At 36.7% G+C, this 14,493-nt stretch carries 12 protein-coding genes; 5 read left to right on the forward strand and 7 right to left on the reverse strand.

Annotated features, from left to right (window positions below; translation table 11 throughout):
• On the reverse strand, window positions 1-994 hold a 994-nt coding region (locus ACTF48_RS09910), incomplete at its 3' end, for a CotH kinase family protein (protein WP_438962998.1).
• A gap of 151 nt (window positions 995-1,145) precedes the next feature.
• Between ACTF48_RS09910 and ACTF48_RS09915 the strand changes: the two genes are divergently transcribed.
• Window positions 1,146-1,733, forward strand: a complete 588-nt coding sequence (locus ACTF48_RS09915; protein WP_438962999.1) for a DUF6642 family protein — start codon at window positions 1,146-1,148, stop codon at window positions 1,731-1,733.
• A gap of 57 nt (window positions 1,734-1,790) precedes the next feature.
• Here ACTF48_RS09915 and ACTF48_RS09920 read toward each other — a convergent pair whose 3' ends face one another.
• Window positions 1,791-1,946: a hypothetical protein gene (locus ACTF48_RS09920; RefSeq protein ID WP_438963009.1), complete on the reverse strand. Its 156-nt coding sequence runs from the start codon at window positions 1,944-1,946 to the stop codon at window positions 1,791-1,793.
• A gap of 77 nt (window positions 1,947-2,023) precedes the next feature.
• On the opposite strand from ACTF48_RS09920, the gene ACTF48_RS09925 reads away from it, so the two are divergent.
• Window positions 2,024-2,383, forward strand: coding sequence for a hypothetical protein (locus ACTF48_RS09925; protein ID WP_438963000.1), 360 nt, complete (start codon window positions 2,024-2,026; stop codon window positions 2,381-2,383).
• A 1-nt stretch (window position 2,384) separates the two neighbouring features.
• Here ACTF48_RS09925 and mnmE read toward each other — a convergent pair whose 3' ends face one another.
• Window positions 2,385-3,842, reverse strand: a complete 1,458-nt coding sequence (gene mnmE, locus ACTF48_RS09930; protein ID WP_438963001.1) for a tRNA uridine-5-carboxymethylaminomethyl(34) synthesis GTPase MnmE — start codon at window positions 3,840-3,842, stop codon at window positions 2,385-2,387.
• 185 nt (window positions 3,843-4,027) lie between these two features.
• Between mnmE and ACTF48_RS09935 the strand changes: the two genes are divergently transcribed.
• Window positions 4,028-4,456 carry a DUF4268 domain-containing protein gene (locus ACTF48_RS09935; RefSeq protein WP_438963002.1) on the forward strand — a complete coding sequence of 143 codons (429 nt, stop codon included), beginning with the start codon at window positions 4,028-4,030 and terminating at the stop codon, window positions 4,454-4,456.
• On the opposite strand, the gene ACTF48_RS09940 is transcribed toward ACTF48_RS09935, so the two are convergent.
• A complete protein-coding gene (locus tag ACTF48_RS09940; RefSeq protein ID WP_438963003.1) occupies window positions 4,453-5,016 on the reverse strand; it encodes a nitroreductase family protein in 564 nt (187 codons plus the stop codon). The genes ACTF48_RS09935 and ACTF48_RS09940 overlap by 4 nt on opposite strands.
• A gap of 295 nt (window positions 5,017-5,311) precedes the next feature.
• Here ACTF48_RS09940 and ACTF48_RS09945 point away from each other — a divergent pair, with 295 nt between their 5' ends.
• Entirely contained in the window at window positions 5,312-6,850 is a 1,539-nt protein-coding gene (locus tag ACTF48_RS09945) for a YifB family Mg chelatase-like AAA ATPase (protein ID WP_438963004.1), read from the forward strand.
• 265 nt (window positions 6,851-7,115) lie between these two features.
• The gene (locus ACTF48_RS09950; protein WP_438963005.1) at window positions 7,116-8,990 is read left to right on the forward strand and encodes a DEAD/DEAH box helicase; all 1,875 of its coding nucleotides are present in this window, start codon (window positions 7,116-7,118) and stop codon (window positions 8,988-8,990) included.
• A 112-nt stretch (window positions 8,991-9,102) separates the two neighbouring features.
• Here ACTF48_RS09950 and ACTF48_RS09955 read toward each other — a convergent pair whose 3' ends face one another.
• The 3 genes from ACTF48_RS09955 to ACTF48_RS09965 form a co-directional block, all read right to left on the reverse strand.
• Window positions 9,103-11,076, reverse strand: a complete 1,974-nt coding sequence (locus ACTF48_RS09955; RefSeq protein WP_438963006.1) for an endonuclease — start codon at window positions 11,074-11,076, stop codon at window positions 9,103-9,105.
• A 215-nt stretch (window positions 11,077-11,291) separates the two neighbouring features.
• A complete protein-coding gene (locus tag ACTF48_RS09960; RefSeq protein WP_438963007.1) occupies window positions 11,292-12,911 on the reverse strand; it encodes a T9SS type A sorting domain-containing protein in 1,620 nt (539 codons plus the stop codon).
• Between the two features lie 168 nt (window positions 12,912-13,079).
• A partial coding sequence (locus tag ACTF48_RS09965; protein WP_438963008.1) for a glyceraldehyde-3-phosphate dehydrogenase occupies window positions 13,080-14,493 on the reverse strand: 1,414 nt, incomplete at its 5' end.

Genomic DNA, 14,493 nt, shown 5'->3' on the forward strand with positions numbered 1-14,493 from the left:
GTGGCACTGCCATCAATTTGCTCATTAAAGGCCATGCCACATCATTTTCATGAAGTAAGTGCGATAGCTGGCTTTTTTGTGTTGTACTGTTCAAAGGTGCTCCACTACCCGTCATCCCAAAAGTTCCAAATGACATATTTAAATCCCAAACCACAGGTCTAAAACGACCGTTATCATCTTTATAAAGGTAATAGTTTTGCTTAAATTGCCCTAAATAACTGTCTAGATTCACTAAGACATTATCAAAGGCTAGCATCCACAAAGCTGCATCTACATCCAGTACCGTCTCTATATTATTAATGTTAGTATTTAGTATTTCAGTTAAGTCTATTAAATCATCCCATCCAGTTCCAGTAGGATCTGATTTGATTTCATAAGCATCTTCATAGTTTGTAAAATTTGTCCCTAAATACTGTAAACTAGGAAAATCATTTCCCTGAGGACCAGCACCTGCTGGTGGACTACAACTAAAAAACGCATTATCATTTGAGTTAAAGTGCTTGTTAACAAACTTCTTAGAGATGGACTCTACGTTAGTGTATAGTCCTATTAATGTTCCATTTACATAAACATTGGCATAATTAGCTTGTGGCGCGTCCATATACTTATTCACTATATTGTAAGAAACTGTTTCTCTTACAAAGGTCGGGTCGAAGTATACATTTGCTAGTTTCAAATCGGTATAACCTTCATAATCTTGATCTACATAAGTGTCTAGTTCTATGTGAAATGGATTCTTAGTTTGGTTAGCGCTGTAAGAACTATTTCCTTTATATTTAACTCCTACGTTATTAAATATGGTTCCATTAATAGTGACAGAGCTGGCAGAAATATAATTACCAGCTCCAGCTTTTTCTGCATCAAGTAAAGCATCCCAATTACTTTGTGCAAAGACAATTCTTATGTCCTGAATGGTGTTTATATCATATAGCGTTTGAGAATTAGAAATAACTACTTGTAACAATAGAAACGTAAAGAGTACTGATTTTTTCATGAAATAAAATTTTTAATATTTAAAGTTTAGACTCCATAATTATTAATAAGTTTAATCAGTCCTTTAATTATTTTTTAAGATATACTTACGATTCTATATATAAGTTTAAATGAGATTCATTCCTACTTTTAATTATTAATAATAAGACCACATGAGCCATTTAGAAATTCCTTTAACTCATATTGATAACTTTATCTACTGTTTAGAGGTGGTTCCAGATGTAGCTACTACAGACTCTACTGAAGTTCTTACCATTCTAGAAGATATGGCGACTCAGCAACACATTACTAGTATTTATAGAGCCTGCGACACGATAGAAGATCTAGAAGATAGTATCAATCATTTACTCTATGACGATCATCATTTTAAAGACTATGAAATTATATATCTGGTCCTGCCAGGTGAAGGAAATAACATTTTAATCAACGGTTATTACTACAGTATCGAGGAAATCGCAGAGCTTTTTGAAGGTAAAATGGACGGTAAATTAATTCATTTTGCTAATAAAAAAACTCTTGATCTCACAGATGAGGAATCCCAATATTTCCTAGACGTCACAGGTGCTCGAGCAATCTCGGGTTATGGAGTTCCTTCTCCACACATGACTAGTGCTTTTACCATAGACCGTATATTTTTCAGCTTATTTTATGAAAATGATGATATAAAAGAGGTCGTGGAGCGACTGTTCTATAAGCAATATAAACTTTGTAAATTACTGGATTTCAGACTGTACTATTAATTACTTTTATGGGTAGTTGTGCTGTTTTGAATTCGCTTTCGCCAAAGCGTGATCTCACTAATCTATCTTATTCTGACTAGCCTTTACAATAGCTTTCAATCGTTCTGCACGTAGTTCTTTCTCATTGCGCAACTTATTTTTCTTGCGATTCATGAGCTTGGAGTGCTTGCTCTTATTTTTGGTATTTTTTTCTTTTCCTGACTTGGCCATCATTTTTGTTTCGAGTTGCAAAGGTAAGGCTAATCGTTTTCCACTGGAGTTGGTTTACTTTTGTTTCAAATTAAAGAAACATGACTCAAAATGAGCTGATCGGTACCTATGTAATTGAAGGAAGTAATCAAGATGCCTCAAAAAGCAGTTATAAAGGAACGCTGCAACTATCACTAGATCATCACCAGCGTATTCTTGCACAATGGACCATTGCTGAAGATCAAACACAACAAGGGATAGGTTTCTTTAAGAATAATATCCTTGTTATTAATTTTCAATATCACAACGAAGTTAACCAACTTTTTAAGGGCACTGTAGTTTATAATTGTTTAACACCAGAACTTCTAGAAGGATTCTGGTCTGAGGAAAAAGGAGACCCTCAATTTTTAGGAACTGAAATGGCTTATCGTGTCAGTAATGAAAATACTGTGCTCCATTAACTTACTTTCCAATACAAAACTGACTAAATATATTTCCCAGTAACTCATCATTTGTAATCTCTCCGGTAATGATACCTAAAGACTCTGCCGTAGCACGTATGTCTATGGCAAGGAATTCGCTTGAGATATCGTTCTCGATCCCTTGTTGTACTTCAAGTAGGGAACTGTAAGCACTTTGTAATGCGTCATAATGTCTAGCGTTACTCACGATGGTATCATCCTGTGATAAGGCTCCACTTTTAAAACTACTCACTAGCGCTTGTTTTAATTCTTCCACACCAGCATGAGATTTTGCACTAAGAGAAATTAAAATTGTTTCAGGTGATTTTGAGTTGATTTGTTTAGTGATTTCTGCATGTTCTAGACCGGTAATTTGGTCTATTTTATTAATAACTACAACCAGCGGTTTGTCTGGGAACTTCTCACGCATGATCTGGATACGCATGAGACAATGTGTGATACGTGGAGCGGTATTTAACTGAGTAGCATCCAGTAAATATAACACTAGCTTAGACTGCTCCGCTTTGGCATAAGAGCGCTGTATTCCCATTCCTTCTATGGTATCAGTCGTTTCTCTTAATCCTGCAGTATCTATGAGTCTGAATCGCACACCTTCTATATTAATCTCATCTTCTATAGAGTCACGAGTGGTTCCAGCGATATCACTTACGATCGCTTTTTCCTCGTTGAGCAGTGCGTTTAATAAGGTAGATTTCCCTACATTAGGTTCACCTACAATTGCTACAGGAATACCTGTTTTAAGCACATTCCCTAAGGCAAAAGAATCTATAAGCTTGCGCAAGGTACTTTGACTTTCATGAAGTAACTTCTTCAAGTCGTCACGATTTGCAAAGGCCACATCTTCTTCACTAAAGTCTAATTCTAGTTCGATCAAACTCGCAAAATTGAGGAGCTGTCCTCGCAACTCTTTGAGTGAACTGGAAAATCCTCCACGCATTTGTTGCAGCGCAATCTGGTGAGCGGTTTCACTTTCACTAGCGATCAGGTCAGCAACAGCTTCGGCTTGATTAAGGTCCATTTTTGCATTAAGAAAAGCCTGTAGTGTAAACTCTCCAGCTTTAGCCATACGAGCGCCCTTTTTAAGACAAAGTGCTATGATTTCTTGCTGTATGTAAATAGAACCATGGCAAGATATTTCTACCACGTGCTCACCTGTGTAGGAACGTGGTGCATTGAATTTAGTCAGTAACACTTCATCCACCATACGGTCGCCGTCATAGATATGACCTAGCGTGACAGTATTTGCACCTAGTTTTTGATAATCATGTGATGATGGTGTGTTCACTTCTGCATCTACAATGTGCTCGATATGAACTCTAGCAGAAATAAAAATACTTCCTGCTATTTCATGAGCCTCAGGACCTGATAATCTTACTACGGCTATCGCTCCAGAACCTGAAGGAGTAGCCAGTGCAACAATGGTGTCATTTTTATACATGTGACAAAGGTAAATAGAAGAAATAGTAATGTTTCATAAGGAAGGAATAAATCTTTTATGATTGTAATTTAATAAAAGCTTGCCATCTAAAAATATTGAGATTATGATATATCTCCTACCCCATGATACACCAGACCTTATTCATAGAATTCATTAAATAAGTACTAACACCTACCTTTGCAACTATGTACACTAAGGAAGAAGCAAAACAAATCAGGCAGCAGTTCTGGACCATGTTTGGAAAACGGTATGACCGTAAATGGTTGTTATACCATACTAAAATCAAGGACCTAGTGCTCAAATTCTCTTTTGAAGATAGACGTGCTTTAGTATCCATAGATATAGAACACGAAGACTCCTTTTACAGAGATTATTATTTTGAAAAAATGGTAAGCCTTCAAGCCATACTTAAAGAAGAAGTATCACAAGATATTATACTAGATCCTGACTATGTTCTAGAATCAGGTAAACACATTGCTCGAATTTATGTCATGCTAGAAGGCGTTAAAATTCAGAAAAAGACGCAATGGCCAAAGGTCTATGAGTTCTTCTATGAACACATGGATAAACTAGAGCTCTTTTTCTGGGAATATAAAGACTTTATAGAAAGTTAATGATTTAGAAATTGCACCATTTCTTCTATAGACTTACGTTCTGGTAGATCTTGCGATTCCATAGTATACGTTCCCATATAGAAAAATCCTAGGAAACGCTCGTTATCTTCAATTTTTAAACCTTTAAAATCACTCATGTTTGCAAAGGGTTTAGGTGAGCTCCAGTAACAACCATATCCTAAATTATGGGTAGTGAGCCACATATTTTGCACGCTCATAGCGACAGCGGCTATTTCTTCCCATTCTGGAACAGACTCTTTTTCATCACGATGCATAAATATCAAGATTACAGCACTAGATTTAGAAGGGTTCTCGCGTAGTTTTTTAAGTTTGAATTTTTTATGTCCATCTACTTTTGAATAAGCCGTAGCCATAAAATCACCTAACCGGTCCAGTGCTGCACCCGTAAGCACTTTATAGCGCCATGGCTCTGTTTTGCGGTGATTAGGAGCCCATCTCCCACTTTCTAAAACCTCTAATAAGTCATGCTCTGGAATATCACCTTGAGTATACTGAGCTGGAAAAACACTTCGCCTGGTTTTTATAAGTTTCTTTAGCATTTATTAGGTTAAGATGGTGTTTATTCCGCTTTCGCGAAAGCGGAATTTCAACACATTATTATTTTCATTAAAAATAACCTAGTTTTTCAATTCAACCAATTTATGTTTATAATGTCGTTAAAATAAATTGAATTATTTTTTCATAGCATTAGCTAGGGAAATAATTTTAACTACCCATTAAAACAAGTATACTAGCTTAGTAGTAATGATGTTTCCCTCTTTTTTCATTTTTTAGGATATGATTTCACATTTCTATTCCATAAAATTTCCTACATTTAAACCACAAAGTTAATTCATGCTCACAAAGGTATATGGAAGTGCAGTTTTTGGTGTAGAAGCTACCACGATAACTGTTGAGGTAAATACGGTTAAAGGAATAGGTTATCACTTAGTAGGGTTACCAGATAAAGCTATTAGTGAAAGTTCTTACCGTATTGCTGCGGCTTTATCAAATGTAGGCTACAGCTTACCAGGTAAAAAGATCACCATTAATATGGCGCCCGCAGACTTGCGTAAAGAAGGTAGCGCCTATGATCTTACACTCGCGATAGGCATACTGGTTTCATCTGGTCAGATTAAAGCTGAAGCAGTAGATCAATATCTCATTATGGGTGAGCTATCTCTAGATGGTAGTTTACAACCCATAAAAGGTGCTTTACCCATTGCTATAAAGGCCAGAGAAGAAAAATACAAAGGTTTTATACTACCATCTCAAAATGCAAGAGAAGCAGCCATAGTAGATGGGTTAGACGTTTATGGAGTCGATAACATATCGCAAGTGATAGACTTTTTTAACGATGGGATACCATTAGAGCCTACCCTAGTTGATACCAGAGATGAGTTTTTTCAAGCACTGGAACATCCAGAATTTGACTTTGCCGATGTTAAGGGACAAGAATCTATTAAACGCTGTATGGAAATAGCTGCCGCAGGTGGTCACAACATTATTTTAATAGGACCGCCAGGTGCCGGTAAAACCATGCTAGCCAAAAGGTTACCTTCCATCCTACCACCCATGACCTTACACGAAGCGCTGGAAACTACTAAAATCCATAGTGTTGCTGGTCGTACCCAAGAAAAAGTAGGACTAATGGCGCAGCGACCTTTCCGTAGTCCACATCACACCATTAGCGATGTAGCCCTAGTAGGTGGAGGCGCTTATCCACAGCCTGGAGAGATATCTTTATCACATAATGGCGTTTTATTTTTAGATGAATTACCTGAGTTTAAAAGAACGGTTCTAGAGGTCATGCGACAACCGTTAGAAGACCGGGAAGTGACCATTTCTAGAGCAAAATTTACGGTGACTTATCCATCCAGTTTTATGCTTGTGGCTAGTATGAATCCTAGTCCAGGCGGTTATTTTAATGATCCAGATGCTCCGGTACAAAGCAGCCCAGCAGAAATGCAACGCTATTTAAGTAAAGTATCAGGCCCATTATTAGACCGTATAGACATTCATATAGAAGTAACACCAGTTCCATTTGAAAAACTAACCGAGGAACGGCCAGCAGAAAAGTCTACTGAAATAAGAAAACGAGTTACTGCCGCTAGAGATATCCAGACAGCACGCTTTTGCGAAAGCGATAAAACACATTATAATGCTCAAATGAGCGTTAAAGATATCAGAAAGCACTGTGTTCTCGATCCTGCCAGTAAAGAGTTGCTTAAAAATGCGATGGAACGATTAAATTTAAGTGCTAGAGCTTATGACCGTATTCTTAAAGTGTCTCGCACCATTGCTGACCTCGAAGGCAGTGATGCGATTACAGGCACACACATTGCCGAAGCTATACAATACCGGAGCCTAGATCGTGATGGATGGTTAGGGTAAATGAAAAGATAAAAGCAAAAGATACTGAAGAACCTGCTAAGTGACCTACCCTATTTTTTTTTACAAGTTGAGGTAAATGATGTTTGTAGAGTCCAGCAAGTGATGGCTGCTCAAAATTATCATAAGAATTCATGAGACCTACAATGTTAGGATTTTAAGTATTCTGTCTTGTTTAAAAGCATAAGCACTTTGATAATCAATAATTTATTAATTAGTTTAGGCGGTTTTTATTTTGTATTTTTGCAAAATATTTAAAAGAAGTTATTTGAAAAATTTTGAAGTCTTAGGACTCTCACAGCCGTTACTAGACGGCCTCGCTGAAATGGGTTTTGAAAACCCAACAGAGATTCAGCAACAGTCTATTCCCATTTTATTAAAGCACGACGGAGATTTTATAGGTCTCGCGCAAACTGGTACGGGAAAAACTGCTGCTTTCGGTTTACCCTTATTGGATCTTATAGATGTTAATTCACGTGAAGTACAAGCCCTTATTCTGGCACCTACTCGCGAACTTGCTCAACAAATTTGTGGGCAAATGGAGAAAATGTCTAAACACCTAGGTAAATTAAATGTTGTTCCCGTTTTTGGTGGAGCAAATATTATGAATCAAATTAGAGACATACGTCGTGGTGCACAAATTATTGTGGCTACACCTGGTCGTTTAATGGATTTAATGAAACGTCGTGAAGTAAAACTCGATGCTTTAAAGTACATGGTACTCGATGAGGCAGATGAGATGCTGAACATGGGTTTCAAAGAAGATATAGATTTTATTCTTTCTAAAAGTGATACAGGTAGAAACATCTGGTTATTCTCTGCTACCATGGCGCGAGAAATTAAACGCATCGTAGATACCTACATGGTACAACCTGAAGAAGTGCGTATTAATAGAAAGGATATAGTAAACACAAACATTGAGCACCAGTCTATACAATTAAAAGCATCTGATAAGATCGAGGCATTGCGTCGTTTCTTAGATTATGATCAAGATATGTTTGGTGTAGTTTTCTGTAGAACTAAACGTGATACTCAGAATGTAGCTGACCAGTTGAACAATAATGGTTATGCCACTGAGGCGCTGCATGGTGATATGTCACAAGCACAGCGTGATGCGGCTATGAAGCGTTTCCGTAACAAGAATTTAAAGTTACTTATCGCTACTGATGTGGCTGCTCGTGGAATAGATGTAGATGACATTACTCACGTTATTCACTTTGCTTTACCTGATGATCCAGAGTTTTACACGCACCGTTCTGGTCGTACTGCTCGTGCTGGTAAAAAAGGTGTTTCTATAGCTTTAATAACTCGTGGAGATAATCGCAAGTTGAAATTTATTGCTAGTAAGTTAGGCATAGAATTTACACAAGGAGAAGTTCCTGCTCTTGAAGCAATCACACAAAAACGTATTGCTCGCTGGTCTACTAACTTAATCGCCCAAGAGGTGAATGAGAAAATAAGAGAAGACTTAATGGCTGGAGTTCAGGAGAGTTTCAGTGAAGTTACTAAGGAGGACTTAATCGCAAAGTTGCTGACTAAAGAGTATAATTCTATTTACAAGCGCAATTCTATCTCTGATTTAAATGACCGTAGAAAGTCTAATGATAGAGATGACCGACCTAGACGTGAACGTGGTAAACGCAACAGTCGTGGCTCTGAAGAAGGAATGAAAACCTTCTTTATCAATCTAGGTCTTAAGGATGATATCAATAAAGGTGCTTTATTAGGCTATGTATGTGATGTTACAGGAATTTCTGGAGCTCAAGTAGGTCGTATCGTTATGGATAAAACACATTCTTATATGGATGTGTCTGAAGATATTGCTGCGCAATTATTAACCTTAGATGGTAAACAACGTAATGGGCACGACTTAAGAGTTAATGAGCACAAAGGTGCTGTTAAAGAACCAGCTCGTGAACGTGGTGGTCGTGGCGGTGGTGGCTTTAAAGGTCGTCGCAGCGGTAATGACTCTGGAGGCGGTTTTAAAGGACGCAGTAATTCTGGAGGCAGCGGTCATAGAAGAAGACGTAGCGATTCTAATGGCGGTAGCAATAATAGAAGTGACCGTAGAAGAGATAAGTCTTCTAGCGATAATAATGATAAAGGTTCAAAACGAGGCGGTTTTAAAGGCCGTAAGTGGTAAACACTTTGAATAATACGTATGAAAAAGCCTGTTTAGATTTCTAAACAGGCTTTTTTTATAATATCTCTAATACCAAATTTAATTTATAAAGTATTTATAATACAAAACCATATTACTCCACGACCAACTTTAAACTCTGTGCCCCAACCTCGGTTTTAACAGAAACAATATAGATACCCGATTTCAAATTATGTTGAATAGTCATATTTCTGTCTATAGATTGTTCTAAGGTCACTCTACCGGTTTGATCATAAACGGTAACCTGAGCTTGTTGCTCTATTCCAGCGATATGAAAACTGTTTTTACTAGGATTAGGAAACAGCTTAAAGCTAGTGAGTTCGTTACTTTCATTTGAAAGTGTATAGTTTTGACCTACTTGATTTCCCCATATATACTCCACTAAATCTGGTTGGTCTATAAATGGGTTACGGTTAATTTGCCAGGTGTAAACCACATTATTACGATTCATCTCAAAATCATCTGGTGGATCGTTTCTGTGCCATTGTAATAAAGTTGCTAGATCACCTAACTGGCCTACGGTTGAATTACTAGGATTTCCATTAACTACGTCTATATTATTGTAGCGCAATGTCATATAAAAAATGGCTCTTGCTACGTCTCCATGCCAGGAACCTTGAGAACCATTAGGTCCATCATAGTCTGGATAATCTTTATTACCTCTAGAACTATTTTCTCCACCATCAGTTGCTCTTAAATGATGTGCATCACTCATTCCATGTCTTAAACTATCTACATTAGTTTCTGTCCACACAGCCATTCCATCTACTGTTTCATCATATTCTATCCCATAAAAACCACCACGAGAACGAGGATAAATATGCTCACGGTTCCATTTTCCAGTACTATTGCTACCCGTTTGATAAAGCGTTTTAGAACGTTGTTCTTCAGAGTACATTAACCAGACTTGGTTAGAGTTTAAAGGAGATTGATCTGCATCATTTAAAATTTGAACGACATCATCATAAGTATGGATACGTACTGTAAATTCTTCGGCTATAATATTGGTTATAGCGGTCTCTAGTTGAGGACTTGCTAACCCATCTAGAGAGTCATAGTAATTTGATGGTGCGGTACTAGCTACAACCCCATAAGTAGGAGCCAGTGGCGTTCCATAAGGAGCTACTTGAAAATCATTATCATAAATTATATGAGATTCATTATCCTTTAACCTTTTAAATCCTACTGGTAAATTATTATTTAAATTTACCACGAGCTCTTCATCGCCCTCATCTATAGAGTCGTCTATGGTATTAAAGGTAGCTACAGCAGTAGTCTGACCTGCAGTAAAGGTTACTTGAGAAGGGCTTGTACTCGTGTAGTCTGTAGTATCAAAGTTACCTGAGTTAATCGTGTAATTCAAATCATAATCACTTGCATAAGGCTCTGATAACGTAAAGGTGATCGTAAAAGAATCACCTTCAGTAATAGGTAATGGAGCAACCGTAAAATCTACTCCTATATAAGTAGGTGTAACCGCATCATTTAAAGAATGTGGAGTAGGAAATTTAGTCTCATAAGTACCATCTGTCTTGCGTTGTACAGATTCAGTAGTTTTATTACCGTTTTCGTTTTCGTTATATTGAACATTAATATTCAATAAATTCATGAGTGCTGCATTATCTGGATCATCAGTATCATAGAGTACAGCATCAATTAAATTAGTAGTATTTGCAAAAGTCTGATCAGGCCAGTCCGTATCATTTCCTGCATAAACGGCAACTGCATCAGCGCCTATTTGTATATTACTTTCTGCTAGATAACGATCTGGAACTGGGGAAACCAGAGAACTCCCTAAAACAACTAGGCCATTTTGATCAGTCGTTAATCCATCGAGATCTACAGTGTAATAACTGCGTCCCATTCCAGTAGTAGAGCTGCTGGAACCATTGAAAAACACAAGTACGTAACCGTTTAAAGAGAAAAATGGCACATCTGATTTGAGTTCTACAAACTGCCGGTCGTTTGTACTAGGTGTGTCTGAGTCGATTTCATTGATGACTATTTGCGCTTTCGCGAAAGCGAAACTAAAGACCACAATAGTCATAAAAGTGATAAGCTTTTTCATTTTAGGGAATTTGTGCAAAAATAGTTTCAATATGAGTTTTAAACTAATATGAAGAGGTTAGTTATGAATAGTTTATAAACCTTTTAAGGCTTCAATCCATTTACATACATCATTTAGACTGTTGTACAGAGTCCTACAATTGATAAGCTTAGAACAAGTTTTTAACTGATGAATACGACATTTAAAAATCAAATCGGTATTACTTGTATCAAAAGTTATTTTTTAACGATCAATTTATGGGTGACAGATTGACTAACCGTGGTGACCGTAACAAAATACACACTACCTTTAGTAAGTGAACTAATTTCTTGTTCATAATGATTGTTACCTATGGATAAGTCTGTAAGTTCTATTTTATCGATCATAGAACCTTTTATGTCATGAATGGTCACAGTTGCAGTTTCTTTTTGAACTAGGTTAAAAGAGATTTTAAGTAAACCATCATTAGGATTAGGATATACCAATAAATTTAAATTATTGACGCTAGACTCATTTAAGTCATCCATAGATAATGGACTAGGTTTTTTAATTTTTACTCTAAAAATTTGATTTGTTGCACTACTTTGAGTCCCATCATTAGTAAAGAAAATATTAGGCTGACTGCTGCTTATACCTCCATAAATATAGCCCATGAGAGTACTAGTTGTAGTGACATCATCTAACTTAAACACTTCATTATTGTAATGTGGGAAATTAAGGTTGGGAATAAATTCAGCTCCAGCACCTAGTAAAGAAGGCATTTCTATAGGTAGTTTATACTCTGCCATTTGACCAGTATTATCTCTTGTCACTCGAGCGATAGTATTTACAAACGGCACATTATCATCCTGTACTAATGTACCTGCGTTATCATAAAATTGTGCTATACCACCGAAAAAAACCGTGTGCATCTCGTTATCTACAGCTGAATATATAGGTAATACAGGACAGTGATAATGGTTATAATATTGCTGGAAAGAATTGTTTACCGTGTAACCGCTTGCATCAACAGTTACAGAGTTTAAAAAAGGTAAATTAACGGTCTGTTGAAAAACCCCTGAAAACATGGTTATTCCTTCTGCTCCATTAGGTAGTATTTGTGACTCTGCGTTATAATCTCTACGATGTAGATTAGCACTATCTACATGCGGTGTTAAATGTGTAATAGTTATAGTAGTACCATCATCTGTAAGATTAAATTTTCTAATAGCATTAGTATATTCCTGTATAAAGCCAGGACCGTTATTAGGTCCCATAGGATTATATCTTCCTATAAATTTTTGTCCTCCTAATAAATAGAAGGTGTTGTTCATTTTTCTTAAACGACCACCGGTAACTTGAAATTGTGTATCTGTAATTTGTCTAAAATAGCTGGTAAAACTATTACTATTAATGACGGCATTAATAACATCGGGTACTTTAATAGCTGTCAGTTTATCAAATGTAGTATGATCACTTGCCGTAGCACTATAACCATAACCACCTATACAATAGAGATAATCACCTTCCTGATAAAACTCCATGTTAGTAGAGCTTAATTGTTCTTGTATAGCACTAGGTAATGTACTTAATGGTGCGCTCCATTTTTGTAATGACACAGGATCTATAACAATAAGTTGATTGTTGTGTCCAGCAATATCAAATGAAGCCCAAGGTTGCCTACGGTGCAAACCATCAAGCCTACCGCCTACAATGAGCCATTTTCCATTTGCTTGTCCAAAAGCATAAGATTGTAAACCTCCTAAATTAGGAATACTTATAGGTTCTAGGGTTATTTCAAAAGGAGCTGTTTGAGCATTACTCATTGAAAATGTAATACATGTTACAACTACAAGGATGGCTTTAATACGGTTCATTATGTTACTTAAAATGTTAAATTCAAATTTACTATAAATGAGTAAACTGGAATGTAACACATGTTACTCAACCTTAAGCTCTATATTACAAGAACCATTAAATTAAACCCATAAAAAAAACGTCATTTCTTAAGAAATGACGTTTAAAACATTAATAATTTAAATGGTTTAGTAATAAGTAAAACGTCTAACCTTAGCAATATACTTAGCCAGCCTAATCACTTGATGACTGTATCCATACTCGTTATCATACCACACGTAGAGTACCACGTTTTTACCATCGGCACTAACTATGGTGGCTTTTGAATCATATATAGACGGTGCATTTGAACCTACTATATCGCTAGACACTAACTCGTTATCTATAGAATATTTGATTTGTTCTACCAGATCACCTTCTAGTGCATATTTTTTCATGACTTGATTAATTGCGTCTACACTAGTTGTTTTCTCTAGCTCTAAATTTAAAATTGCTAGAGATCCATTAGGAACAGGAACTCGTATAGCATTTGAGGTTAACTTACCTTCAAAAGATGGTAATGCTTTACTCACCGCTTTTCCTGCTCCAGTCTCTGTTATGACCATGTTTAAAGCGGCCGCTCTACCACGACGGTATTTACTGTGCATATTATCTACAAGGTTCTGATCATTTGTATAAGCATGAATGGTTTCAAGATGACCTTTCACCACGCCAAAACTATCTTCTACAGCTTTTAATACCGGTGTAATCGCATTTGTAGTACAGCTCGCCGCAGAAAATATATCTACTTGATCTGGATCATTTTCTAACTGGTTCACACCATGAACGATGTTAGGAATTCCTTTTCCTGGAGCTGTTAAGAGTACTTTATGAGCACCTGTTGCCTTTAAATGTCTAGATAGTGCGACATCATCTCTAAATGCACCCGTGTTATCTATAATCAGAGCATCATTAATACCATAAGCGGTATAGTCTATATCTTCTGGAGCATTTGCACTGATCATTTTAACCGTAGTGCCATTTATAATTAAAGACGCTGCGGCAGCATCATAACTTACTGTTCCAGAAAAATCACCATGAACAGAGTCTTGCGCTAGTAAAGAAGCACGTTTTTCTAGCACGGTTGCATCTATCTTACCTCTAGTAACTATTGCACGCAGTCTTAACTGACTTCCTTTTCCAGCTTTGGTCATTAATTCACGTGCCAGCAAGCGACCTATTCTTCCAAAACCATAGAGTACCACATCTTTAGGCTCGATGTTATTTGCTTGTTGAGCTTCACCTAATTTACTAGCTACAAATGCCGTAGCGTTTTGATAATCATTATCTTCTAGATGAAATTCATAAGTTAACTTACCTATATCTAGTTTTGCCGGTGGCATATCTAGTTGTAATATAGCTTGAGCAATTTCTACACTATCAAAAACCGATATAGGCTTTTGAACAAAGGCTCCAGCATACTCATGCAAATTAATAATCTCGCTCACATTACGATCTATCAATTGGTTTCTAAAAAGAACCAGTTCAATAGATTTATCATACCATAAATCACTTACCGCTTTAATAAATGCAACTGCTGCGCGACGCCTGTCTGTCTGGAAG

The organism is Nonlabens sp. (genome assembly GCF_965660805.1).
Classification (GTDB): Bacteria; Bacteroidota; Bacteroidia; order Flavobacteriales; family Flavobacteriaceae; genus Nonlabens.